26 protein-coding genes are annotated in these 23845 nt (G+C 37.2%); 21 read left to right on the top strand and 5 right to left on the bottom strand.

Going from position 1 to position 23845, the window contains the following annotated elements; genetic code table 11:
• Window positions 1-23: 23 nt before the first annotated feature.
• From LV704_RS18390 to LV704_RS18380, 3 genes are read left to right on the top strand one after another with little or no spacing between them, the layout of a single operon-like run.
• Window positions 24-446: a hypothetical protein gene (locus tag LV704_RS18390; protein WP_317164641.1), complete on the top strand. Its 423-nt coding sequence runs from the start codon at window positions 24-26 to the stop codon at window positions 444-446.
• A gap of 5 nt (window positions 447-451) precedes the next feature.
• On the top strand, window positions 452-1111 hold the full coding sequence (locus LV704_RS18385; RefSeq protein ID WP_163422224.1) for a peptidoglycan recognition family protein: 660 nt from the start codon (window positions 452-454) through the stop codon (window positions 1109-1111).
• Window positions 1112-1115: 4 nt separating this feature from the next.
• Window positions 1116-2582, top strand: a complete 1467-nt coding sequence (locus LV704_RS18380) for a M14 family zinc carboxypeptidase (protein WP_163422225.1) — start codon at window positions 1116-1118, stop codon at window positions 2580-2582.
• Here LV704_RS18380 and LV704_RS18375 read toward each other — a convergent pair.
• Window positions 2579-2746 (bottom strand): hypothetical protein, encoded by a 168-nt coding sequence (locus tag LV704_RS18375; protein ID WP_163422226.1) that lies wholly within the window; start codon window positions 2744-2746, stop codon window positions 2579-2581. The two genes, LV704_RS18380 and LV704_RS18375, sit on opposite strands and share 4 nt — an antisense overlap.
• 146 nt (window positions 2747-2892) lie before the next feature.
• Here LV704_RS18375 and LV704_RS18370 point away from each other — a divergent pair, with 146 nt between their 5' ends.
• Complete coding sequence (locus LV704_RS18370) at window positions 2893-3495, top strand: DUF1080 domain-containing protein (protein ID WP_163422227.1); 603 nt, start codon at window positions 2893-2895, stop codon at window positions 3493-3495.
• Between the two features lie 12 nt (window positions 3496-3507).
• Here the strand turns inward: LV704_RS18370 and LV704_RS18365 are convergent, their stop codons facing one another.
• Together LV704_RS18365 and LV704_RS18360 are read right to left on the bottom strand one after the other, a co-directional pair.
• On the bottom strand, window positions 3508-4461 hold the full coding sequence (locus tag LV704_RS18365) for a DUF1080 domain-containing protein (RefSeq protein WP_163422228.1): 954 nt from the start codon (window positions 4459-4461) through the stop codon (window positions 3508-3510).
• Between the two features lie 97 nt (window positions 4462-4558).
• Window positions 4559-5647: a VWA domain-containing protein gene (locus LV704_RS18360; RefSeq protein ID WP_163422229.1), complete on the bottom strand. Its 1089-nt coding sequence runs from the start codon at window positions 5645-5647 to the stop codon at window positions 4559-4561.
• Window positions 5648-5829: 182 nt separating this feature from the next.
• Between LV704_RS18360 and LV704_RS18355 the strand changes: the two genes are divergently transcribed.
• From LV704_RS18355 to LV704_RS18300, 12 genes are all read left to right on the top strand, one after another.
• Window positions 5830-6291, top strand: coding sequence for a (2Fe-2S)-binding protein (locus tag LV704_RS18355; protein ID WP_163422230.1), 462 nt, complete (start codon window positions 5830-5832; stop codon window positions 6289-6291).
• Between the two features lie 35 nt (window positions 6292-6326).
• Entirely contained in the window at window positions 6327-8555 is a 2229-nt protein-coding gene (locus LV704_RS18350) for a xanthine dehydrogenase family protein molybdopterin-binding subunit (protein ID WP_233782087.1), read from the top strand.
• 4 nt (window positions 8556-8559) lie between these two features.
• Window positions 8560-8814: a MoaD/ThiS family protein gene (locus tag LV704_RS18345; RefSeq protein WP_163422231.1), complete on the top strand. Its 255-nt coding sequence runs from the start codon at window positions 8560-8562 to the stop codon at window positions 8812-8814.
• A gap of 44 nt (window positions 8815-8858) precedes the next feature.
• The gene (gene moaA / locus LV704_RS18340; RefSeq protein WP_163422232.1) at window positions 8859-9845 is read left to right on the top strand and encodes a GTP 3',8-cyclase MoaA; all 987 of its coding nucleotides are present in this window, start codon (window positions 8859-8861) and stop codon (window positions 9843-9845) included.
• 22 nt (window positions 9846-9867) lie between these two features.
• Window positions 9868-10488, top strand: a complete 621-nt coding sequence (locus LV704_RS18335) for an NTP transferase domain-containing protein (RefSeq protein ID WP_163422233.1) — start codon at window positions 9868-9870, stop codon at window positions 10486-10488.
• Window positions 10478-11545, top strand: coding sequence for a HesA/MoeB/ThiF family protein (locus tag LV704_RS18330; protein WP_163422234.1), 1068 nt, complete (start codon window positions 10478-10480; stop codon window positions 11543-11545). The genes LV704_RS18335 and LV704_RS18330 overlap by 11 nt, the downstream gene beginning before the upstream one ends.
• Window positions 11536-12318: a sulfite exporter TauE/SafE family protein gene (locus tag LV704_RS18325; protein WP_163422235.1), complete on the top strand. Its 783-nt coding sequence runs from the start codon at window positions 11536-11538 to the stop codon at window positions 12316-12318. Before LV704_RS18330 ends, LV704_RS18325 begins: the two co-directional genes overlap by 10 nt.
• Window positions 12315-13514: a molybdopterin molybdotransferase MoeA gene (locus LV704_RS18320; protein ID WP_163422236.1), complete on the top strand. Its 1200-nt coding sequence runs from the start codon at window positions 12315-12317 to the stop codon at window positions 13512-13514. The genes LV704_RS18325 and LV704_RS18320 overlap by 4 nt, the downstream gene beginning before the upstream one ends.
• A 1-nt stretch (window position 13515) precedes the next feature.
• On the top strand, window positions 13516-14526 hold the full coding sequence (locus LV704_RS18315) for an XdhC family protein (RefSeq protein WP_163422237.1): 1011 nt from the start codon (window positions 13516-13518) through the stop codon (window positions 14524-14526).
• A 3-nt stretch (window positions 14527-14529) separates the two neighbouring features.
• Window positions 14530-15129: an NTP transferase domain-containing protein gene (locus LV704_RS18310; RefSeq protein ID WP_163422238.1), complete on the top strand. Its 600-nt coding sequence runs from the start codon at window positions 14530-14532 to the stop codon at window positions 15127-15129.
• Between the two features lie 2 nt (window positions 15130-15131).
• On the top strand, window positions 15132-16211 hold the full coding sequence (locus tag LV704_RS18305) for an amidohydrolase family protein (protein WP_163422239.1): 1080 nt from the start codon (window positions 15132-15134) through the stop codon (window positions 16209-16211).
• A gap of 77 nt (window positions 16212-16288) precedes the next feature.
• The gene (locus tag LV704_RS18300; RefSeq protein ID WP_163422240.1) at window positions 16289-16801 is read left to right on the top strand and encodes a hypothetical protein; all 513 of its coding nucleotides are present in this window, start codon (window positions 16289-16291) and stop codon (window positions 16799-16801) included.
• On the opposite strand, the gene LV704_RS18295 is transcribed toward LV704_RS18300, so the two are convergent.
• Window positions 16796-17797 carry a helix-turn-helix transcriptional regulator gene (locus LV704_RS18295; RefSeq protein ID WP_163422241.1) on the bottom strand — a complete coding sequence of 334 codons (1002 nt, stop codon included), beginning with the start codon at window positions 17795-17797 and terminating at the stop codon, window positions 16796-16798. The two genes, LV704_RS18300 and LV704_RS18295, sit on opposite strands and share 6 nt — an antisense overlap.
• Window positions 17798-18129: 332 nt before the next feature.
• A complete protein-coding gene (locus LV704_RS18290) occupies window positions 18130-18774 on the bottom strand; it encodes a GntR family transcriptional regulator (protein ID WP_163422242.1) in 645 nt (214 codons plus the stop codon).
• A gap of 83 nt (window positions 18775-18857) precedes the next feature.
• Between LV704_RS18290 and LV704_RS18285 the strand changes: the two genes are divergently transcribed.
• From LV704_RS18285 to LV704_RS18265, 5 genes are all read left to right on the top strand, one after another.
• Entirely contained in the window at window positions 18858-20021 is a 1164-nt protein-coding gene (locus LV704_RS18285; RefSeq protein WP_163422243.1) for a serine hydrolase, read from the top strand.
• 46 nt (window positions 20022-20067) lie between these two features.
• Entirely contained in the window at window positions 20068-21654 is a 1587-nt protein-coding gene (treF, locus tag LV704_RS18280) for an alpha,alpha-trehalase TreF (protein WP_163422244.1), read from the top strand.
• A gap of 73 nt (window positions 21655-21727) precedes the next feature.
• A complete protein-coding gene (locus tag LV704_RS18275) occupies window positions 21728-22807 on the top strand; it encodes a DUF2652 domain-containing protein (protein ID WP_163422245.1) in 1080 nt (359 codons plus the stop codon).
• A 72-nt stretch (window positions 22808-22879) separates the two neighbouring features.
• Window positions 22880-23413 carry a hypothetical protein gene (locus tag LV704_RS18270; protein WP_163422246.1) on the top strand — a complete coding sequence of 178 codons (534 nt, stop codon included), beginning with the start codon at window positions 22880-22882 and terminating at the stop codon, window positions 23411-23413.
• Window positions 23414-23420: 7 nt separating this feature from the next.
• The gene (locus LV704_RS18265; RefSeq protein WP_163422247.1) at window positions 23421-23834 is read left to right on the top strand and encodes a DUF3052 domain-containing protein; all 414 of its coding nucleotides are present in this window, start codon (window positions 23421-23423) and stop codon (window positions 23832-23834) included.
• Window positions 23835-23845 lie beyond the last annotated feature (11 nt).

Here is a 23845-nt window from a genome sequence, read left to right as displayed (position 1 = left end):
AATGCCAACATTAATACATTTTATTGAAGAGATTAATCCTTTGTTTGTTGATGTTAACTGCTTGTAAAGAGGAGTCTGAACCCACCAAGAATAGCAATTGGGACTGGAAAACTATTGAAGTAACGGCTTCAGCATACAATTCGGTTACATGGCAAACCAAAAGCATCAACCCAAACATTGCAGCTTGGGGTGATACCTTAAAACCTGGAATGAAATGTATTGCAATATCCAGAGATTTGTTGCACCAAGGCTTAAGGCATAACACCATGGTCATGATCGATACCTTTCCTGACACCTTTTATGTAAAGGATAAAATGAATAGAAGATGGAAAAACAGAATCGATATTTATATGGGAAAGGATGTTAAAAAAGCAAGGGAGTGGGGAAAAAGGAAATTACAAATTTGTTATGCGGTCCCTATAGATACTATATTTACTTCCAAATAATAAGCATGAAAAAAATTGGGGTCATCCTTTTAGTTTTAAGTATTCTATCATCCTGTAAAATTCAAAGAGAACTAGTGGACATGCCTATTGTTTTTAATGAAGAACGGATTGTTCTTACAAAGGAATATCTGTTACAGCGTTACAATTTGGAACAGGAAACGGCAGATATTGTTCCTAAAATGATAGTCTTGCATTGGACTGCCATTCCCACCCTTCAAAAGTCTTTTGAGGCTTTTGAAAATCCGACCTTGCCAAATTGGAGACCGGACATTAAAGGTGTGAGTGGATTAAACGTTTCTTCTCAATTTCTGATAGACCAAGATGGTACTATTTATCAGTTAATGCCAGAAACCACTATGGCCAGACATGTCATTGGATTAAATCATTGCGCTATTGGGATTGAGAATGTGGGAGGAACGAAAGAAACTCCATTAACCCGAAAACAACTCAAGGCAAACATTTTTCTGGTTGACTATCTGGCAACAAAATATAATATCGAATATGTAATCGGCCATTATGAATATACCCAGTTTGCAGGGCATCCGCTGTGGTTGGAAGTAGACGATGGATACCGAACGGAAAAGACCGATCCAGGAATGGATTTCATGGAAAAAGTGCGAAAAGCGACAAAAAGATTTAATTTTAAACCCGTTCCATCAAAATAAAAACATGCAGAAAAAAATAGTATTATTCCTAATAGGCTGCCTTACACTTGCAACATATTCCCAAGAAACCATAACATCAAAATTGTATGAAACCTATGAGGAGTTTAAAGAACCCTCTTTGGATAAAAGAAGAATAAAGCATCAACAGATAAAACCTTTAATCAATAGATTTCATGCTAATGCAAAATTTGAAGTACAAAAAGTAGGAGAATCCATAGAAGGTCGTGATTTAAACCTAATCAGCATTGGATCTGGAAAAACCAACATTTTCTTATGGTCTCAAATGCACGGAGATGAGCCAACGGCTACCCAGGCTATTTTTGATATTCTCAACTTTCTGGACGCACCCGCTTTTAAAACAGAAAAAGAGGAAATCCTATCAAAACTAAAACTTCATTTTCTGCCTATGCTGAATCCTGATGGGGCAGAGGTTTATCAAAGAAGGAATGCTTTGGGAATTGACATCAATAGAGATGCATTAAGATTGCAATCCCCAGAAGGAAGAGTTTTAAAACGACTTCGTGATAGCTTGGATGCAAAATTTGGGTTCAACCTTCATGATCAAAGCACATACTATAATGCGGAGCTAACCAGTAAACCAGCAACCATTTCCTATTTGGCTACTGCTTTTAACTATGAAAAAGATATAAACGAAGTACGTGCAAATGCGATGAAGGTAATTGTTTATATGAACAATATCATTCAAAAATATGCTCCAGGACAGGTGGGGCGTTACAGTGATGATTTTGAGCCTAGAGCTTTTGGGGACAATATTGCTAAATGGGGCACAAGCCTAATTTTGATAGAATCTGGAGGATATGCAAATGATGTGGAAAAGCAAGAGATTCGTAAACTTAACTATGTCTCCATCCTTTCTGCGATTTATACAATAGCAAAGAACAGTTATCAAGACATTGCCATTGAAGAATACGAGAAAATTCCACACAATGATCGCAAACTGTTCGATTTAAAGCTGGAAAACGTGACTTATGAACTTTTAGGGAAAGATTATATTTTGGATTTAGGCATACATCGACAAGAAATTGATGATGAAAATCACGAATCTTTCTATTACAGGGGTGTTGTAATGGATCAAGGAGATCTATCCACTTTTTATGGTTACGAGACGTTTGATGCCACTGGATACAAAATAGTGCCTGCAAAGCTTTACCCCAGAGCTATAAACACAAATACCAGAGCTATGTGGAACGCGGAAAATAGCCCTTTTAAATCAGGTTATGGATATTTTAAATCGGATTTTTTACCGCCAGTTTCTTATACGGAGCTACCTGGCCACTTTGTATCTGAATCATACAAAATGCAGGATTTTCATCTTCAACCCGGTGCAAACCCAACCTTCTTTTTAGAAAAAGATGGCAAATTGACCCATGCAGTTATCAATGGCTTCCTAATAGATTTATCTAAACCCATAGAAAAGCAAAACTTTGGAAACGGGTTGATTTATCGTTAATACCCATATTGGATATTCATCTCGGGACCATATTTCAACAATAGCACGAGCATAGTTAATAGCATGCCCACAATTGAAGAGAACAAGGAAAGTACCAAGCCTTTGTACCAATTGGAAAGTGGGCCTATAGCACTGTTTTTAATAATTTCTTTTACTACATCCATAGCATTTTTTTGAGTTAAACTTGCGAATAGTTTATTGGGATGTAATTAGTTGTTGTCTATATGTTTAAAACAACTATTGGTCTAAAAACCCTACCAGAAAATCAAAGAATCTGTACCTTAATTGTCTAAATAAGCACATTATTAAGATGAAAAACACTCTTTTTACCCTTTTAGTCGTATTACTGGTCCAAGTAGGTAGTGCACAGGAAACCGTTATCAATTTGTTTAATGGCCAGAATCTTGACGGTTGGATAAATCATGGTACCGAAAAATGGTATGTTGAAAATGGGGAACTTGTCTGTGAGAGTGGCCCTGATGCCGCATACGGATATCTAAGCACCAAAGACTTTTACAAGAATTTTGAACTTACGGTTGAATTCAAACAAGAAAACAACGGCAATAGTGGTGTTTTCATTAGGTCAACTTTTGAAGGCACAAAAGTAACAGGATGGCAAGTTGAAGTTGCTCCACCTGAACATAGCTCCGGTGGTATATATGAATCTTATGGTCGTGGTTGGTTGATAAAACCAGAACCGGAAAAGGATAAGGCATTAAAAATGGGGGAGTGGAACACCATGAAGATTTTAGCCAATGGACCAAATATTACAACTTGGCTCAACGGTGTTGAAATGGTAAAGCTAACCGATGAAATAATAGGCAAAGGAGAAGGAGCCATAGCGTTGCAAATTCATGATGGTGGTGGCATTAAAGTAAGATGGCGTAACATCAAACTAAAACCTATTAAATAACCAACAAGTACCTTATTCGTAAGATGGTGATTTAATAGGTGTAACCTCAAAACTTTTAAATTCAACGGGGCCATGGTCTCCTTGAATCATAAAAGAACCTGGTTGCCATTCCCTGCTATCCAAAGCACCTCCGGTAATTCCCGGAATGGTTTGGTCACTGATAATGGTTTTCCCATTGGCCACAATGGTTACTCTTCTTCCAATCAAGGTAATATCATAAGTCTGCCATTCATTGGCAGCTTTGGCAGCATTTTCATTGGGTTCCAAAAACCCATAGATACCTCCAAAATAAATATCAGAAGGCTCAAGCCCAATATTGTCCGCTATTTGAACTTCATAACGGCCACGAAGATAAATACCGCTGTTACTGCCTTCTGGATAACGGAACTCGGCATGCAGTTTAAAATCCATGAACTTTTCATCACTAATGAGGTTTATACCGGATTTAGGACTTGTTAATACCCCGTCTTTAACCACCCATTGGTTATCACCATCCGTGTTCCATCCAGATAAATCCTTTCCATTAAAAAGGGCTATAGGTTTATCCCATTCAGGGTTTTCGTTGTAGTCTAGTTTTGGTGACTTAACTCCTTTCCAATTCCAAGTGGTCCCATTGGTATATTTCATAGTGCCTTTTAGAGCATTATCTTTCAAAGTGCCTTCAAACTGCATATCGTCTCCTTCAGGCTCCCATTGTCGTGGAATACTGAAACTAAAGGTGTTGTCTTGAATTTTGACTTCTGATACAGGTCTTGCACTCCCAAAAGCAAATACGAAGCGACCAATAAACGTGGCATGCCCAGAATGTCTAATTTCTAACCAAGAAGGAACGGTCTTTCCTTCAAATTCCATTTCAATATCCCATCTACCCTCTAAAGGATTTGCATCTTGACTATTTGCGTTGAAAGAGCAACAAAGAACAAATGTGAAAATGAAAACAGAACACAACTTTTTAGTAGAAATCATAACAAAAACATTTACATATAGTGCCAAGATAATACTTTATAAAAGACACAAGCAAACGATTTTGTTATAGGATTTTAAATGGCTATTTATGAGAAGATTATTCACATCCTCCAGTAAATCCATCAGCACTGAACCTGGTTTGTACCGCTCCTTGAAGACCACCATTACTTAGTTGAATAACCAAGTTGTTGTTTCCACTGCCATCGCGTTTGGGAGTACAATATTCAAAAAGGTAGAAACTATTGGCTTGTTCAGATACTCGTTGAGATATCTGCGTGAATGTGGTTTCCAGTTCTTCTTTATTACCAGCAAAAACACTGGCTGTTTTTCCAATTTCTGTTAATACTTGGGTATCAATTTCAGCGCCAAGACCAATAGTAAAAAAGGAAATATTACGATTTGTGTCATTGACAGCTTTTAGAGCGGCTTCTTCAGTAAAACGAGATGCTTGATCTGTACCATCGGTAAATAAAACAATGGAAGCAGCACCTATTACCGAAGCCTTATTGTTTTCTTGAATTAAATCTTCAGCAATATTCGTTGATTTAATAACTGCTCCATACAAGTCAGTTGAAGGATCATTACTAATATCAGCTGTAATGCCATCAATGGCAGCGGTGAGTTCTGTTGCAGAGGATGTTAATGGGTTGAGAAGGTGTAATTCATTTTCTCCGTCAAACCAATAAATCGCCATTTTAAAAGAGTCAGTTTCAGGTGATGGAATCACATTGGCAACAAAACTGGTTGAAGCTGTCTTTAATTCTTCTAGACTGCTTTCTAACACGCTATTGCTCAAATCCAGAATCAATAAGGTGTTATTGCTAAAAACTTGGGAGTTTGAAGAAATTCTGGCTTGTGATTCAGAAGATGAGATGGTGTTAAAACAATCATCATTTCTGCCTTGCTCATATATGGTAAACTGATTTGCCGTTAAACCAGAAATAGGGTTTCCCTGAAGGTCAGAAACTTTGAACAGAATGGAAACCTTTCCTGGCAATGCTGTAAATTGATCCTGAATGGACAACAACAGTTCGTTATCTTCAAAACCAAGACAATTATCTGGATCTTTCCCTTGTCCCAATTCACCTTGATTAAGGTCGAAACTAGCATCATCGTCAGCATTTCCACAGGAAAAAAGAACAATTGTAAAAATTGAAATAATGAGGTATTGCAATGTGTTTTTCATTTTATAATAGTTGAGGTTCTTCTTGCAAAACGCTCATTTTATTTGAAAATTACTTCGCAAACCAACAATAGATTTAAAGAAAAGTTAAAAAAAGCCCCGTCTTGTTAAAAAAAAGTCAATCAATTCAAATTTTGGTAACTTCAACAAGAAATCTAATTGAAATTCAATCAATTCAAGAAACTATGCCAACGTATCAAATTAAAGTCAATGGAGAATCCAAAACAGTAGATGTTTCTGAGGACACTCCAGTTTTATGGGTGCTAAGAGATCATTTAGATTTGGTCGGCACCAAGTATGGATGTGGAATTGGGCAGTGTGGAGCCTGTACCATTCATGTAGATGGAACAGCAATGAGAAGTTGCTCCATGACATTGGACCAGCTGGACGGTAAATCCATTACCACTATAGAAGGACTATCCGAGGATGGAACCCACCCTGTGCAAGAAGCATGGAAGGAAGTGGATGTTCCTCAATGCGGTTATTGCCAAGCTGGACAAATTATGACCGCGTCAGCATTTTTGGAGAATAACCCAAACCCTACAGAAGACGATGTAAAAAATGCAATGCATGGTAACATTTGTAGATGCGCATCCTACTCCAGAATCCGAAAAGCTGTCATGATTGCAGCTGATAACATGGATTAATTTAACACCAACTTTTTACAACAAAAACAACAAAAATGTCAACAAATACAGCATTAACATTCAGCAGAAGAGCTTTTATGCGAACCTCATCTCTCGCAGGGGGCGGTATGCTGATTGGTTTCAACTTATTCCAGGCGTGCAAGCCAAAAGCCGCACCACCAATAGATCTTTCCCAGTTAAATTACAATGACTTCAACGCTTTTATCAAAATTGCAGATAATGGAGCAGTAACCATTTTCTCTCCTAATCCTGAAATAGGCCAAGGCGTAAAAACCTCCATGCCAATGATTATTGCCGAAGAGCTTGATGTGGCATGGAAAGATGTCTATGTTGAACAAGGTATTCTAGATACTGAAAACTATACTAGACAAGTAGCAGGAGGTAGTCAATCCATTCGTCATGGGTGGGACGCCCTAAGACAAACAGGTGCCACTGCTAAACAAATGTTGGTCAATGCTGCGGCAGCTCGTTGGGGAGTTGACGCGTCAGAATGCACTGTTAGCGATGGTGTTATCACCAATGCCGCAGGTGAAACTTTGGGCTTTGGAGATGTCGTAAAAGAAGCATCCATGTTGGAAGTTCCGGAAGATGTGGCATTAAAAGAACCAAAAGATTATAAAATTATTGGTAAAGATGCTCCCAATGTAGACATCCATAAGATTGCCACAGGGCAACCTTTGTTTGGATTGGATTATAAAGTTGACGGAATGGTCTATGCAGCCGTGGTACGTCCACCAGCATTTGGTCATAAATTGGTTTCCTATGATGACACAGCGGCAAAAGCAATGCCGGGTGTGCTGAATGTTATAAAAATTGGTGAAAAGGTTAGAGGACTTCTTGCAGAAGACCCTAGTTTCTCTAGCAAAATATCTGCAAGTGATAAGGTTGTGGTGGTTGCCGAGTCTACATGGCAGGCGATGAAAGCAAAAGAAGCAATTGAGGCTGAATGGGAAGAGGACACATCCATGGAAAGTACCGAAGAACATGATAAGATACTTACAGATTTATTAGATGGAAGTAACTTTAAAACCGAACGTTCAGATGGTAATATAAAAAAGGCTTTTGCCGAAGCTGATGAAATTTTGGAACGTACTTATGAGTCTCCTTTTTTACCTCATAACTGTATGGAGCCTATGAACTTCTTTGCAAACGTTACCGAAGAGAGAGTACATTTGGCAGGCCCAATTCAAACTCCAGCATGGAAGGCAGGTCTTGTAGCCAAAATGTTTGGAAGAGAAGAAAGTGACATTTACTTAGAAATGACCCGAATGGGTGGTGGTTTTGGTAGAAGGCTCTATGGGGATTTTGTACTTGAAGCTGCAGAAATCTCCAGTGTCATCAAAAAGCCAGTTAAGGTAGTTTACTCCAGAGAAGATGATATGGAAGATGGTATTTATAGAATGGCCATCAAATACAGGATCAAAGCAGGGGTGAAGGATGGAAAAGTAACAGCTTACCATTTAAAAGAAGCGGCCATCAACGATAACATGTATGGGTTGATTCCTAACTTCTTTCCGGCTGGTGCCATAGAAAATTACCAAGTGGATACTGCTAATTATAAGAGTAATATTACTACAGGGGCTTGGAGAGCTCCATATACCAATTTCTTGGCGTATGCTGAGCAAAGTTTCTTTGATGAACTGGCTGAGTTGATGGAAGTAGATAAAATTCAAATGAGATTGGATCTACTCGATAAGGTCAAGCCAGAAGAAGATGAACGAATTCAGTACTCACCGGACCGTATGAAGGAGGTAATTAAAGTTGCCGTTGAGAAATCTGGTTGGGGAACAAAACCTAAAAACATACATCAGGGGTTTGTGAGCTACTATTGCCATAATACCCATGTAGCCGAAGTTGCGGATGTTGAAGTTGAAAATGGTGAGCCAGTGGTTAAGAAAATTACTTGCGTGGTAGACTGCGGAATTGTTGTTAACCCTATGGGAGCACTAAATCAAATTGAAGGTGGCGTTATAGATGGCGTTGGACATTCCATGTATGGCGAATTGCAATTTGAAAACGGAAGACCAACGGCCAGCAATTTTGATAAATACCGAATGATTAGAATGAGAGAGGCACCTTTAGTGGAAACACACTTTGTAAAAAATGAGTTTTCACCTACCGGATTAGGGGAACCGACCTTACCTCCAGCAGGTGGTGCAGTAGCAAATGCATTCAAAGCAGCTACCGGCAATAGACTCTATAAACAACCATTCACCAAAACACCAGAACTTTTAAAAGTACCGAGCAAGGAAATTATAGGTTGATTTTATGACGATATTATTGTTTGGGGTTACCAAAGATATTGTGGGAAGTTCCACCTTATCTGTCCCCACATCTAGTGTTACAGGTAGAAAAATTCCAAAAACCGTAAAAGAATTAAAACAGTTTCTGGGTGAAACCTATCCAGAACTCAATAAATTATCCTCTTTGGCTGTTGCTGTTAACAATGCATATGCCGAGGATAATGAAACCATTAATTCTTACGATGAAATAGCGCTTATCCCTCCAGTTAGTGGTGGATAATAAGCGCATAAATAGTATCTTACGATAGCTATGGAGGATAAATTATGTTGATAGACAACCACAATAGACAAATTAATTACTTAAGACTCGCTGTAACAGACAGGTGCAATTTGCGATGTAATTATTGTATGCCTTCAGAAGGTATCGATTTTGTAAAAAATGACAAGCTGCTGTCCATAAAAGAGCTCTCGCAAGTGAGCCGGATTTTGGTAGACCAGGGAATAGATAAAATCCGAATTACTGGGGGAGAACCTTTTGTAAGGAAGGATTTGATGGTTTTGTTGAGAGAATTAAGTGAGATGAAAGGTCTAGATGACATTTCTGTCACTACGAATGCGACATTAATCGGTCCATATATTGATGAACTGAAGGAACTTGGCATTAAAAATGTTAATGTCAGTTTGGATTCCATAAATAGGGAGACTTTTGAACGCATTACCAGAAGGAAACAATTTGATACCGTACACAACAATTTAATCCGGCTTATTACCGAAGGGTTCAATGTCCGCATTAATTTTATTGTTTTAGATGGCCAAAATGAGCAGGACATTCTTCCTATTTTGGAATTGATGAAGCATTACAATGTTTCTGTACGGTTTCTTGAAGAAATGCCTTTTAACGGAGGTTCCAAAAACTTTGTCGCTATTAAATGGAATCATAAAGCAATTCTGGAGCATATTATAAAAGAATACCCAAATTTTGAAAAGCTAGTATCACCAGCGACATCCACATCTGTCAATTACAAAATACAAGGTCATAAAGGCACATTTGGTATTATTCCATCTTTCAGCAGAACTTTTTGTGGAAGTTGTAATAGGCTTAGGGTCACTGCTACCGGAGATGTCATTACCTGTTTGTATGGTAAGCCGAAAGCAAACCTGAGGGATATCATGCGTAAAGCTTCGGCAGAAAAAAATGTGAAGAATGCTATTTTAGAAGCTGTTGGGAACCGAGCTAAAACAGGTTTTGAAGCACAGAATGAACACTCCACGACCGTTTTTGATAGCTCCATGACTTCCATTGGCGGTTAACGTTACCATTACTACTTTGATTATGAAAGAAATAGGAGGAAATAAGGCAGCCAATTTATATGGTTTGGTATTGGCAGGAGGAAAGAGCACTCGCATGGGATCTGATAAAGGATTGATTAAATATCATTCCATTCCACAACAAGAACACTTGTATAAGCTCTTGGAACGTACTTGTGACAAAGTTTTTCTAAGCATGCGCGAAGAACAACAATCGGGTATGGACAATGACTTCAATACTATTGTAGATCAAAACGAATATCGAGGTCCTTTTAATGGAATATTAAGTGCTCACAAAACCTATCCAAATGCAGCTTGGTTTGTACTTGCATGTGACGTTCCATTAATTGATTTGAAAGCTTTAAAAAACTTGGCGGATAATAGAAACCCTAAGAAATTAGCAACATCTTATGCCACAAAAAAAAACAATTTACCTGAGCCTTTAATCACAATTTGGGAACCAGAGGGGTTGAAAAGAGCAATTTCCTATCTGGAAACTTCTGAAAGTACCTGCCCTAGAAAGTTTTTGATTAATTCAGATGTGGAATTGATTAATCCAAAGCATGATGAACTATTGTATAACGCCAATTCTGTTTCAGATTATGAATTCATAAAATCTAAATTAGAAATGACCAATGAATTCTAGGTATATAAGACAAACCAGTCTAAAAGAGTTTGGCCCAGATGGGCAAGCAAAGCTTTTTGAAGCTAAAGTTTTGGTTGTAGGTCTAGGAGGGTTGGGGTTACCTGTTCTTCAATACCTTAATGCAATGGGAGTTGGGACATTGGGATTGATGGATCAAGATGTTGTTGAGTTACATAATTTGCAAAGACAAGTCCTGTACTCAGAAAAAGACTTGGGGAGATTGAAGTTGGATGTGGTTCATAAAAAACTTTCGGCACAAAATTCTAAAACAATATTTACTACCCACGATACTTTTTTGACCAAGGAAAATGCAGTGGAAGTCATTAAGGAATATGACCTTGTTGTGGATGCAACTGACAACTTTCCAACACGCTACCTCATTAATGATGCGTGTGTAATATTGAAAAAACCATTTGTTTATGGAGCATTGCATGGTTTTGAAGGACATGTGAGTGTTTTTAACTATCAAAACGGACCTACCTATCGTTGTTTATATCCAGAAATGCCCAAAGCTGAGGAGGTTCCAAATTGTAATGAAAACGGTGTTCTTGGAGTTATTCCAGGAATCATAGGAACACTGCAGGCTTTGGAAGCGGTAAAGGTGTTGACAGGAGTAGGGGAAGTGCTCTCAGGCAAGCTAATGATATACAACGGGCTGAACCAACATGTTAGCAAAATTAATTTTAAAGCCAATCCTACCAACAAGAGAATAACTCAGCTTCAAGATTTTTATGAAGCTGTAGACTGTGATATAGTTCCTTCCATAAGCGCAAAAACTTACCAATCATTAAGAGAATCAAATAAAAAATTTACTTTAATTGATGTTAGAACTGCAGAAGAGTTTAATCAAAATCATTTGGATGAGGCTGTAAACATCCCTCTGGATAATCTGGATGTATTTGAACATCAAATTGACTCGAACAAGGAGATTTATATCATCTGTCAGTCAGGAAAAAGAAGTGAATTGGCATTAAAACATCTCCGAACCACCCATCCAAACTTGACTTTTTATCATATTTTAGGAGGTATGAATAAAATGATGACCGTATGTCCCTAGCCTCTGGCGATTTTATTTTACTACTTCTTTCCTTTTTCATTGTAGCAACATTATACTCTGCTGTTGGTTTTGGAGGTGGTTCAAGCTATTTGGCCATTTTAACATTGGTACTTACCAGCTTCTTTGCCATACGAAGTACAGCACTTTTATGCAATCTAACTGTCGTTTTAGGGAGTTGTCTTCTGTTTTATAAAAGCGGACACTTACAGGTTAAAAAGTTTCTTCCATTTATAGTCACTAGTATTCCATTTGCATTTATTGGAGCTTCGTTTCGGTTAAAGGAACATGTGTTTTTTATTCTTTTAGGTAGTTCCTTAATTATTTCAGCCATAGCACTTACCTATCAAACCTTAAAACTTAAACCAAAGACTAACATCAAAAAATATCCAAATTATGTTTCTTACATACTGGGTGGAGGTATTGGGTTGCTATCTGGTCTTGTTGGTATTGGTGGTGGCATTTTCTTGGCCCCTATACTTAACCATATGAAATGGGACAAACCCATTGTTATAGCCGCTTTGGCAAGTTTTTTTATCCTTGTTAATTCTATTTCGGGTATTGGTGGATTGATTATAAGCAACTCGTTTGAAGTATTTTGGCCTGAGATTGTAGGATTGTTATTTGTTGTGCTGTTAGGGGGGCAATTAGGTGTTAGAATGAGTATTGGGAAACTATCATCAAATAGAATCAAATTGCTTACGGCGTTTCTAGTTTTATTTGTTGGGATACGTGTATTATTAAAAAACGGATTAGAACTAACTCTATTTTCATGATTTCTTTTAAAACTGCGTTACAAAAGGTTCTGGACAATGCCCAAGATTATGGGGACGAACGTGTTGACCTTATACAATCTAACAATAGGATTCTTGCTGAAACCATTATTGCGGATAGAGATTTCCCTCCATTTGATAGAGCTACCAAGGATGGAATTGCCATTAATTCTGATGGAATTTTATCCCCAAATCAAACCTTTAAAGTTTCAGGAATTGCGCAAGCAGGGAGTCCACAACAAGTTCTGCAGGACAATGCGGAATGTATAGAGGTAATGACCGGTGCCATGGTTCCTGAAAATGCAGATACTGTCGTCATGTATGAGCATATCTCCTTGGATAATGGAGCTTTTTCATTGCTTAAACCAGTCATAAAAGGTCAAAATATTCATTACACAGGGAGTGATATTGTTAAGAGCAAAGAACTGCTTAAACCGGGTGTTCAAATAACAGCTGCAGAAATAGGTGTTTTAGCATCTGTTGGAAAATCTGAAGTTTTGGTTAAAAAGTCACCAAAAATTGCAGTTATAGCTACTGGTAACGAATTGGTGGAAGTAGATGAGAAACCACTTCCATATCAAATTAGAAAATCAAACTCATTTACCTTGAAGGGATTGCTGGCAAAAGAAAATATTTCTGCAGACCTCTATCATCTGGTTGATGAACCTGATGCTTTAAAAGAGACGTTGGAAGTTCTAGTGACAGATTATGACGTTCTACTTTTAAGTGGTGGCGTCTCCAAAGGCAAATTTGATTTTTTACCAGAAACCTTTGATGCTTTGGGAGTGGAAAAAATATTCCATAAAGTTTTGCAACGCCCGGGAAAGCCATTTTGGTTTGGAAAACTGAAGTCAAAGAACACTACCGTATTTTCATTTCCAGGCAATCCAGTGTCCACCTTTGTCAATTACCATGTTTATTTTAAACCTTGGCTTAACAAAACTTTGGGAGTAGCTACACCAGAATTTACTGTATTTTTAAATGAGTCAATCCACAACAAAACAGATTTAACTCTTTTTGTTGGGGTTACAATCAGTATTCATAATGGTGAACTATTTGCAAAAATAGTAACCACTACAGGTTCAGGTGACCTCATAGGTCTTTCTAAAGTGGATGGTTTTATTCGGCTAGGCCCAAAAGAAGTTTTAGATGAAGGCAAAAATTTAGTTTCGTTTATACCCACAAGAGAAAAAGTATAGCATGACACATGAGTTAAAGACTATAATTCAACAATACGAAAAGAGACGGCAATTGGGTGACGTAGCAGTGTTGGCCACCGTTGTTGCTTTGGATGGATCATCTTATCGCAGGCCTGGTGTTCGCATGTTAATTTTTGAGAATGGGGACATGGTTGGTGCTGTTAGCGGTGGATGTGTTGAGAAAGAAGTCTTGAGACAGGCACAATCAGTTTTCTCAAATAAAGTGTCAAAAGTAATGGTGTACGATGGTAGATATCGCTTAGGATGCGAAGGGGTTCTTTATATTCTTCTAGAAGTCTTTAAACCAAACGAAATCTTCATAGCCCAATTTTGGGACACAATCAATAAAAGAAAGCCATTTTTTATAAACTCATTTTACAATAAAGAACATAGTGAAAATGCAGGGTATCATACCGTTTTTAATTTTGATAATGCTTCATTTTTTGTAAACCCGACAATAGAAAACTTAGCAGGCGGACTTTTAAGTTTTAAACAAAAAATGTATCCGTGTTTCCAATTAGTAATTATTGGTGCTGAACATGATGCTGTTCAATTATGTACATACGCCGCTTTAACGGGCTGGGAAGTCACTATTGTGGCAACTCCAAATGAAGAAAAGACCGAAAAAGACTTTCCAGGAATAAAAAAACTCCTGAACGCAGAAGCTGAAACCTTCCAATTAAAAATGGATGAACAGACTGCAGTAGTTATTATGACACACAGTTTTGTGAAAGATTTACAGTTCTTAATAGCACTTAAGGAGGAAAAAGGGGCCTATATCGGGCTCTTAGGACCATCACGAAGGCGTGAAAAACTCTTTAATGATTTATTGGAAAGATGTCCTGATATTTCTGAGGGATATCTAGAACAAATCCACGGGCCAGCAGGAATTGACATTGGCGCAGAAACACCACAGGAAATTGCCATTTCCGTAATGTCCGAGATTTTAGCTGTTATCAATAAAAAAGAGCCATCCCTTTTAAAAGATAAGACCGGAAAAATTCATGCATAGGTAATGTCAGAAGGGATTTCAATTCTAATATTGGCCGCAGGAGCATCCGCACGAATGGGGAATAGGGTCAAGCAACTACTACCATGGGGAACTCGTACACTTTTAGAAAATGCAATAGATACTGCAAAACAGGTAACTGATTCCATATTTGTGGTTTTGGGTGCAAACAAGGAGGAGATAGAAAAAGCTATATCCTTAGATGCGGAAACCGTTTATAATCCAAATTGGCAATCGGGTATGGGGAGTTCAATTTCCATAGGTATTGAAGGTATTTTGAAACAAGCGGAAGATCCGAAAGGAATCTTGATCATGCTTGCCGATCAGCCATTGATTGACAAGACCTATTTAAATGAGTTAAAAGAAGAATTTAAGAAAGGTATTTTTAAAATCGTAGCCACTTCATATGGCAATAGACTAGGGGTTCCTGCAATTTTTCATCAATCCATTGTCCCAGAGCTAATGGATCTGAATGAAGATTATGGCGCAAGACATATCATTCAAAAATATCGGGCACATCTTAAACAAGTATTTCCGAAGGGAAAAGAATTAGATATTGACACTCCAAAAAATTATACTCAACTAATTGATAAAATGAACACTTAAATATGAGAACCTCTATTATTACTTTAACCACTTTATTGTGCTTTTTCTTTTCATATGCTCAAGATATGGGTTTTGAGGAATACAACCCAAAATCGACCCTTGTAGTTCCTGAAAACCCTGTAAACAAAGCTAAGTTTACATTTATAGATGTTCACAGCCATCAATTTGGAATGGCGACCCAAGATTTATCTAGTTTGATTAACGATATGGATAAAATGAACATGGGGGTCATGGTGAATCTAAGTGGAGGCTCTGGAGAAGGACTTCGAGCAATGCTCAAAAATGTCAATGAAAATTATCCCAATCGGTTTGTGGTTTTTGCCAATGTTGATTTTAATGGGGTTGGGAATTCAAATTGGGGAGAGCAAGCCGCAGCACAATTGGAATTGGATGTGAAAAGTGGTGCCAAAGGGTTAAAGGTTTATAAGAGTTTAGGATTACGAAATAAGGATACTAACGGTAATAGAATAGCCATAGACGACCCAAGGTTAGATCCTGTATGGGAAAAATGCGGAGAACTGGGAATTCCGGTATTAATACATGCTGCAGACCCAAAATCATTCTGGGACCCTATGGATAGGCATAATGAAAGGTGGTTAGAACTAAAGACAAGACCAAGAAGAAAGCGATCTGCTACAAATCCTGCGCCATGGCAGCAAATTATTGATGAACAACATCGAATGTTTAAAAAACACCCTAAAACCAAATTCATAAATGCGCACATGGGATGGTATGCCAATAATTTGGATAGGTTAGGGGAGTTAATGGATGAAATGCCAAATATGTCTGTAGGTATTGGTGCTATCATTGCCGAATTGGGACGACAACCCAGAAGAGCAAAGCAATTCTTCATTAAATATCAAGATAGAATCTTATTTGGGAAGGACAGTTGGAAACCCAATGAGTTCCCAATGTACTTTAGAGTTTTGGAAACAGCAGATGAATATTTTCCGTACTACAAAAAGTATCATGCTTTTTGGGCTATGTACGGGTTAGATTTGCCAAATGAAGTCCTTGAAAAGGTGTACTACAAAAATGCCATGAATTTAATTCCAGGGCTAGATGCCTCATTGTTCAAATAAGTATCAATAAAACGTTTTGATAGTACTTTTTGTAAAGTAGAATCTCTTTAATGCATAACATTGATAAAAAAACATCAATGGCTAATTCAAATCTTTTAAAAAATACATTCACTTTAATAACCTTTATATTCTTATTAATTTCATGTTCTAGCAGTGATGATGGAGGTGATGATGATAATGAAACTACCGCCAACACTGTTGAGGGATTATATACAGGTTCTATTGCGCTTACTATCAACGGAGACGACATAACAGTACCAATGTCACTGATAGTAAATATGGCCTCTACAAACAAATTTGCAGGAGATTTTTTTGAAACCAATGGCTTTACGCCTTGCTGTAGTAGCAATCCGCAAGATGGCACGTTCAATTTTGATTACAACCCCGAAACTATGTCCATAACCAATTTTGTAATACAGGTAAATTTTAATATTGTTCCAGAAAATCCCTGTACAGGCACATATACAGGCTCGGGTACTTTAGATACAAGTGGAAATGCCAATAGGATTGTAGCCCAAATGAATGTTGATGATTGCAATGTTTCAAACACCCCCGCCGTATTTACACTTACAAAAATTAGTGAATTATAAGTCTATACTATTCTTTTGCTGAAATTCACTTGGGGTAACTCCTTCCATCTCTTTAAAAACCCTAAAGAAAGTAGCTTCTGACTGAAACCCAACCATGGTGGATAGCCCTGTAAGGTTGTAATTATGAAATTCTTTATTCAACAAGAGTATTTTAAACTCAGAAACTCTAACAGAGTTTAGATACTTTCTAAAACTGGTTTCTTGTTCTTTAAAGTAATGTCTCAATCTTGCTTTATCAACTTGCAATTCATTGGCAAGATCAGAGATGGTCAAGTTGGGGTCAGTATACAATTTTCCCTCAATTAAATTCTCTTTTAACTTAATGGCTAGTTCATTCATTCCGGCAGGGTCAATATCCGTTTTTTGATATAGCCCACTTGTCACAAAGAAAGACTTGAATTTGAAAAATTCCGTAATTGAAAATAACAGCAAATAAGTATTGATCAGCAAACCTATAGGCATAAAAACATACCTGTTTAACGTCAAAAAGTTTGCTGCAAAGAATGGCGAATTTGTTATGTATGGCAAGATGTTATATAAATTGATAGCACAATAATAGCTTAACAGAACATACATAAAATACCCATACCTTCTCTTAACCTTTGGAGATAAGGGTTTTACCGTGTTCCTTTTAAAACCGACAATCCCTAAAACAAGGTAAAACAGTGATATTGCAAATAAAACATACCCAAGAGAAATGACTACCCAATAATAGTTCGCGGCATAAAAAGTGCTGTATCCAAATTTAATGGTCAAATAGACCAAGTGAGCTAGAAAAGGAAAAGTCAAATGCGCTAGAATATGCTTCTTTAATTTGTTTTTTGGTACTTGGGTAGTAGAAACATAAAGGTAAATGAGGGGCCCAAAAAAAAGGTTTTTACCTGCACCCAAGAGTAAACTTAGAAAGAAACTTTCCTTGACTATGTTCCAATAAAGATTGTTGATAAAAATAGCTCCTACAAAAAAACAGAGTGTTCCCAGGATAACAAGCCTCAATTGCCTCTTATAAAAATAAAATAGCGAAATGAGAAGCAATTGGATATTGATGCATAGCATCACTCCATTATAAATTAAGTCAGGATAAGCTTGGTTCAATGGTTAATAGGGTTTACTCAAAAGTAAACAATGCTAATAAAGGATAAAAGTCATTCTTTTTCTGAATCCTCGCTTTGAGAGTCATACTCTTGAAAGATTCCGCACGAAATCTGTTTTTTAATCAACGATTTAGATTTCTTTCGTCTTACTAAAACTTCAATTTCTTTGTTTAAAAACTGCATTGGGAGCATTTTATAGATAACTAACGGAATTCTTACTCCTTTATTTTGAGTTTAGTTGGTCATTTTGTAGGTGCTCATTTGTCTTTCAATATACTCCATAACAACCATCCAGTTCATTTTAAGTATTAACGCGGCAGTTGGAAGGTTATCTTCTTCAATTGCCCTTACAATTGCTTCGTTCTGGTTGTCTACATTTTCATAAAAAGAGGCGTTCTGACCAAAACCTTGTTCATAAAAGAGAAGTCTAGCTTTAAGATCATCTAAAATCTGTAAAAGAACGGTATTGGTACATTTATGAACCAAAAGGTGATGAAATTGAAACCTTACTTTTAATCTGGTCATAAACGTATGAGACTGCTGTAACTTCAATTGCTGCAATCGTAATGATTGAACATCTTCTTCAGAAAAAATTGAGTTCTCCAGGGCCATTACTTCCAGTTGGGCAATGGTTTCATAAAGGTTTTTAGCTTCTTTTTTGGTAAGCAATGATACTACAAACCCTCTATTAGGGACAGCTTTAATTATTCTAGCTTGCTCTAATTGGCTTAGAGCCTCACGAATAGGCGTTACGCTTACTCCAATCTTTCTAGAAAGTGCAGCTAGATTAATGGTTTTACCCACTTTTAATTCCCCTTTTTGTATTTGATCTAATAAATGGGTCTTAACGGTATTTCGTAGAATTTGCTTCTGATACATACGTGAATATACAAATCGTATACGATTTAAGGTGATAGTAGCTAAAAATTAGTATTTTAACCCATCAATCTTATCCTTTAGGCATGAAAAATTTCAATCATATTTCTCTTTTTTTACTTGTATTTTTCTTTTTGTCATGCAGTTCAAGTGACAATTCTTCCGAAGAAAACAATGAGAGTGGGGAAGAACAGGCAGAACTTAGCATAGAGGAAAGGTTGCAAGCAATAATAGACGCCAAAGTTTCCGATGGTCTTAAAGGTGTATCAGTCTCTATTAGAGTAAACGGACAAGAACAATGGAGTTTGGTTGGTGGGTTTTCGAGCGAAACGGGAATGGTCACTTCTAACATGAAATTTGGTATTGCCAGTATTACAAAAACCGTTGTTGCGGCCACCATTTTAAAACTAGAAGAAGAAGCACTGCTAAGTTTAGATGATACTATTGGGGATTGGTTAACCTTGGAATCTGAAAATATTGATGATAACATTACAATCTTTCAGCTTCTTAATCACCTGACTGGTCTAAAAGGGTATTTTCAGCATCCAGATATATGGACAAGGGTGGAAAGTGATTTAGATACAGCGATACCATCTGAAGAGTTGATCGCCTATGTTGGGGAACCTATATTTAATGCTGGAGAGCGTTATGAATATTCAAATTCAAACTATCTAATTTTGGGCCTCATTATTAAAGCCGTATCTGGACAAACAGTTGGTGAAACAATGCGAACCAGGTTCTGGGGTCCTTTAGGGCTTGCGAACACCTATTTTGGGACAGATGAGAATGTTGTCGGACCTGTGGCCAATCCTTGGAGAGATAGTGATGGTAACGGTCAAATAGAAGATATTTCCGCAGATTTTAAAGATGCTTATCATAGTGTGTTTTTTACTGCTGCCAATGTTTTTACAACATCAGCAGATCTTTCCATGTGGGCTTACCTCCTATATGAAGGAAATGCTTTGACAGAAACATCTAAAAACAAAATGTTGGACTTTCTTTTTATTGATACCGGAACACCAATCTTTGATGGTTACGGCCTTGGTGTTAGACGAATCAATCTAGCTGGAAGGGAAACATGGGGACATACAGGGGGAATGAGAGGGTATGGTTCCTATATGCTTTATGAACCTACCAGCAGTGTAAGTATAGCAATGCTCAATAATCAAAGTAGATCAGAAAATGGACCGCTTCTTAGGTTTGAACTGGTTGAGGAATTGTTGACCGAGGTATTTACAGAGTTGAATTAATTCCTTATTTTTCTAAATTGAATATCAACCACTTACTCATGTTTTTATGAAACTTCAATACACCTGCCTTATTGCTGCTTTTCTTTTAGTTGCTTCATGTAAAAAAAATGAAAAAGTACAAGTTGAAAACCTATATCAAACTCAACTATTTGAAGATGTACAATTAGCTGCCATTTTCAAAGACTCAAAAGCTTTTGTTGATTTAGTGCCAAAAAAAGATGCATCAGCACTTGAGGCAGAATACCTGCTAGAAAAAGATTTGGATGGCTTTAGTCTCAAGGAATTTGTAGAAAAGAATTTTGAAGATAAATCCATGGTTGCATTGGAGTTTGAAACGGACACCACCAGAACCATGTATGAGCATATTACCTTTATGTGGGATAACCTGACAAGAGGTCCCGATGATGTTATACAATACTCATCAAGAATAGCATTACCACATAAATATGTTGTTCCTGGAGGCAGGTTTCAAGAAATCTATTATTGGGACAGCTATTTTACCCTAGAAGGTCTTTTGGTTGATGATAGAGATGATTTGGCCAAAGACATGGTGGACAATTTTGCTTTTCTAATCGATTCCATTGGTTTTATACCAAACGGCACCCGTAATTACTATAAAACAAGGTCTCAACCTCCGTTTTTTGCATTGATGGTTGACGCTATATCAAGAAAAGACGAAAAAACCCTTGAAAGTTATCTGCCCCAATTGCTAAAAGAATATAATTTCTGGATGAATGGAGTTGAAAATACAGAAATAGGTGAAAGCAATCATCATGTGGTTAAACTTGGCGAGAATGTTTTCCTAAACCGTTATTGGGATAAAGGATTTACACCAAGACCAGAAGCATATAAAGAAGATCTTCATCTGGCCAGTGAGCTAGAAACAGATTCACTTAAAAAACAACTGTATACCAATCTTAGGTCTGCAGCAGCTTCTGGATGGGATTTTAGCTCTAGATGGTTTGGTAAAAAAGGCGTCTTTGGTACAACGGAAACCATTTCAATACTTCCAGTAGATTTAAACTGTCTCCTATACTTTATGGAAAATACTATTTCAAAAGCATATTTGATCAGAGGAGACCAATCCCATGGAAAGCGTTTTAAGGATATGGCTCATAAAAGAAAAGAAGCCATTCAAAAGTATTTCTGGAATACGGAAAACGGCCTGTACCATGATTATAATTTCCAAGAAGAGAGTATTACTCCAGAACTTACCTTGGCGGGAGTTTTTCCACTTTATTTTGAGGTCGCGGAAGCAGAACAGGCCGAACAGGTCAAGAACACAATTATTTCAAAATTCCTGAAAGATGGAGGACTTGTTACTACCCTAGAACATACGGGGCAACAATGGGATGCTCCAAATGGTTGGGCGCCCTTACAGTGGATTGCGGTAAAAGGACTTTTAAATTATGGATATAAAGATGAAGCTAAGGAAATTATTACCCGTTGGCTGGCACTAAATGAGAAAGTCTACAAAAATACAGGGAAGATGATGGAGAAGTATAATGTAGAAGATCTATCATTATTATCAGGTGGAGGAGAATATGAAACACAAGATGGCTTTGGTTGGACCAATGGAGTTGCACTTGGTTTTAAACAGATGCTCGAAGAAATGGAGGAACAAAATCCATAACCCGTATTTCTCCTATCAGTAAGTTTTTCAAACGTGTCCAGACCAACTGAACATAAACCATCAGTCAAAAAAAATGTCCAAATCTTTATTGTTTATTCCTGACATATCTGGGTACACTAAATTTATCCAGACTACTGAGGTAGAGCATAGTCAACATGTAATATCTGAACTTTTGGAAGTTCTTCTCAATGCGAATACGCAAGATTTGAAATTGGCGGAGATTGAAGGGGATGCCCTTTTCTTCTATAAAGAAAATGATATTCCGTCCCAAGAGAATCTTTTAGCGCAGATTGAATCCATGTTCACCGCTTTCTACAGTCATCTTAAGATGCTGGAGAAAAATAGGATTTGTCCTTGTAATGCTTGTGCTACTGCACCAAACCTTCAGTTAAAGATAGTTGCCCATAGTGGTAATCTTCAGCATATTGAGGTACAAGGAACCAGAAAACCTTTCGGAGAACAGGTGATTGAGGCCCATAGGTTATTGAAAAATTCTGTTGATAGTGACAATTATGCCCTAATCAGCAGGACGCTTGCCTTGGACATCATGTTATCCCCGTACTATTCCAGTAAAATTTTTAGATTCAGACAAGGATCGGATTCATATGACAGTAGGGAGATTGATTATATCTATTCCATAATTGACCCAAGTGAACTGAAACTGCGTCCATTTGATAAACCCAATAATGTTTATTTTGATAAACCGCCTCAAATAAAAATAAAGAAAGAATTTCCCGTGGCGGCAGAGGAACTCATGGAGTATATTACCAACTATTCGTACCGGCATAATTGGACTGAGGGAATAGATCGTTTAGAGTATAATGAAAACGAGGTGACACGTACTGGTTCTGAACATATTTGCGTGGTTAACGGAAAGCATTTAAACTTTACTACTGCTACAAAAGAGGTGAAACAGGGAAGCCTAATTTATGGTGAGTTTACAACAAGTCCGCCGCCTGTGGATGAGTTTTATCAATTCTATATTTTCACCCCTATTTCTGAAAATAGCTGCGAGCTCGAAATAGAACTATTTTGGACGGCCAGGTCTCCAATCAAAAAATTAATAATGACTCTTTTTGGCAAAAAGATATTCAAAAAGAATATTGAAAAAGCATTAATGGGGTTGTTAACCTTTGTGGAAAGCAAGACTTGAGTTTAATCTTACTATGATTCCAAAAAAGAATCCAGTGCTTTCTTATATTTGAGTGTGCAATAGAATTAATAGATGAAGAAAAAATTCTGGACCTCTGATAAGATTTTCGGGCTTGTGGCAATGTTCATTAGTGTGATTACTTTGATCATATTTGTGAGACAGACCAATATTATGGAAAAGCAGAGTCGTCTTTCCGCCATGCCTTATTTAATGATTGAAACCTCAGAAATTGGATCAAAAAATGTATATTCTTTTCAGTTGGTCAATCACGGGGTAGGTCCTGCAATAATAGATACTACAATTCTATTTTATAAAGGGAGAACGCATAACATGGAATTCAAAGATTTTCTAAAAGCCAATTTCCGGTCCATGGATAGTATTGCCATTTTAAACAATGCTAGCATAAACCGAGGTTTAGCAATTCCAGCTGGTGGCGTTCGAAATATTTTGCAAGTTGACGGAAACAAAGAGGATTATGATACCTTTTTTCTAGTTTTAGAAGAATTGTATTCCAAAGATTTTGATTTTGAAATTAGATATCGTTCCATCTACGATGATAAATGGCGTATTACTTCAAAAGATGAAATTCCAGAAAAACTAAACTAACAATGGTATGCCAGCTGGGTATTCAGGAACACCACTTTCAAAAAAACTAGGTATTAAAGATGGATTTTTGATTCTTCTGGTAAATGAACCCAAACATTATTTCAAACTATTTGAAGGTTTTCCTGAGAATGTAACTTTCCTAAAAAATCAAAAACCGGAATCTGCCGATTTTATTCACCTTTTCTGTACTTCTTTTAAAGAGCTCATCGCGTTGGCCGACAGCTGTAAAAACAGTTTGAAAACAAATGCCTCTTTATGGGTTAGTTGGCCCAAAGGTTCCTCTAACATACAAACAGACTTAAAACGTGAACCTATTCGAGAACACCTTTTGTCTATAGGGCTTGTGGATGTTAAAGTGGCCGCTATTGATGAGGACTGGAGTGGGTTAAAGTTTGTTTATAGATTAAGCGATAGAAAGTAGTTCATATCTTT

Origin of the sequence: Flagellimonas sp. CMM7 (assembly GCF_021390195.1) — a bacterium.
Taxonomy (GTDB): Bacteria; Bacteroidota; Bacteroidia; order Flavobacteriales; family Flavobacteriaceae; genus Flagellimonas.
The sequence above is the reverse complement of the archived record's forward strand: the minus strand, read 5'-3'. Positions and strand labels throughout refer to the sequence as shown.

Coding starts and splice junctions, on each gene's coding strand:
- LV704_RS18385 (WP_163422224.1), top strand. CDS start 452: ATGAAAAAAATTGGGGTCATCCTTTTAGTTTTAAGTATTCTATCATCC.
- LV704_RS18380 (WP_163422225.1), top strand. CDS start 1,116: ATGCAGAAAAAAATAGTATTATTCCTAATAGGCTGCCTTACACTTGCA.
- LV704_RS18375 (WP_163422226.1), bottom strand. CDS start 2,746: ATGGATGTAGTAAAAGAAATTATTAAAAACAGTGCTATAGGCCCACTT.
- LV704_RS18370 (WP_163422227.1), top strand. CDS start 2,893: ATGAAAAACACTCTTTTTACCCTTTTAGTCGTATTACTGGTCCAAGTA.
- LV704_RS18365 (WP_163422228.1), bottom strand. CDS start 4,461: ATGATTTCTACTAAAAAGTTGTGTTCTGTTTTCATTTTCACATTTGTT.
- LV704_RS18360 (WP_163422229.1), bottom strand. CDS start 5,647: ATGAAAAACACATTGCAATACCTCATTATTTCAATTTTTACAATTGTT.
- LV704_RS18355 (WP_163422230.1), top strand. CDS start 5,830: ATGCCAACGTATCAAATTAAAGTCAATGGAGAATCCAAAACAGTAGAT.
- LV704_RS18350 (WP_233782087.1), top strand. CDS start 6,327: ATGTCAACAAATACAGCATTAACATTCAGCAGAAGAGCTTTTATGCGA.
- LV704_RS18345 (WP_163422231.1), top strand. CDS start 8,560: ATGACGATATTATTGTTTGGGGTTACCAAAGATATTGTGGGAAGTTCC.
- moaA (WP_163422232.1), top strand. CDS start 8,859: ATGTTGATAGACAACCACAATAGACAAATTAATTACTTAAGACTCGCT.
- LV704_RS18335 (WP_163422233.1), top strand. CDS start 9,868: ATGAAAGAAATAGGAGGAAATAAGGCAGCCAATTTATATGGTTTGGTA.
- LV704_RS18330 (WP_163422234.1), top strand. CDS start 10,478: ATGAATTCTAGGTATATAAGACAAACCAGTCTAAAAGAGTTTGGCCCA.
- LV704_RS18325 (WP_163422235.1), top strand. CDS start 11,536: ATGTCCCTAGCCTCTGGCGATTTTATTTTACTACTTCTTTCCTTTTTC.
- LV704_RS18320 (WP_163422236.1), top strand. CDS start 12,315: ATGATTTCTTTTAAAACTGCGTTACAAAAGGTTCTGGACAATGCCCAA.
- LV704_RS18315 (WP_163422237.1), top strand. CDS start 13,516: ATGACACATGAGTTAAAGACTATAATTCAACAATACGAAAAGAGACGG.
- LV704_RS18310 (WP_163422238.1), top strand. CDS start 14,530: ATGTCAGAAGGGATTTCAATTCTAATATTGGCCGCAGGAGCATCCGCA.
- LV704_RS18305 (WP_163422239.1), top strand. CDS start 15,132: ATGAGAACCTCTATTATTACTTTAACCACTTTATTGTGCTTTTTCTTT.
- LV704_RS18300 (WP_163422240.1), top strand. CDS start 16,289: ATGGCTAATTCAAATCTTTTAAAAAATACATTCACTTTAATAACCTTT.
- LV704_RS18290 (WP_163422242.1), bottom strand. CDS start 18,774: ATGTATCAGAAGCAAATTCTACGAAATACCGTTAAGACCCATTTATTA.
- LV704_RS18285 (WP_163422243.1), top strand. CDS start 18,858: ATGAAAAATTTCAATCATATTTCTCTTTTTTTACTTGTATTTTTCTTT.
- treF (WP_163422244.1), top strand. CDS start 20,068: ATGAAACTTCAATACACCTGCCTTATTGCTGCTTTTCTTTTAGTTGCT.
- LV704_RS18275 (WP_163422245.1), top strand. CDS start 21,728: ATGTCCAAATCTTTATTGTTTATTCCTGACATATCTGGGTACACTAAA.
- LV704_RS18270 (WP_163422246.1), top strand. CDS start 22,880: ATGAAGAAAAAATTCTGGACCTCTGATAAGATTTTCGGGCTTGTGGCA.
- LV704_RS18265 (WP_163422247.1), top strand. CDS start 23,421: ATGCCAGCTGGGTATTCAGGAACACCACTTTCAAAAAAACTAGGTATT.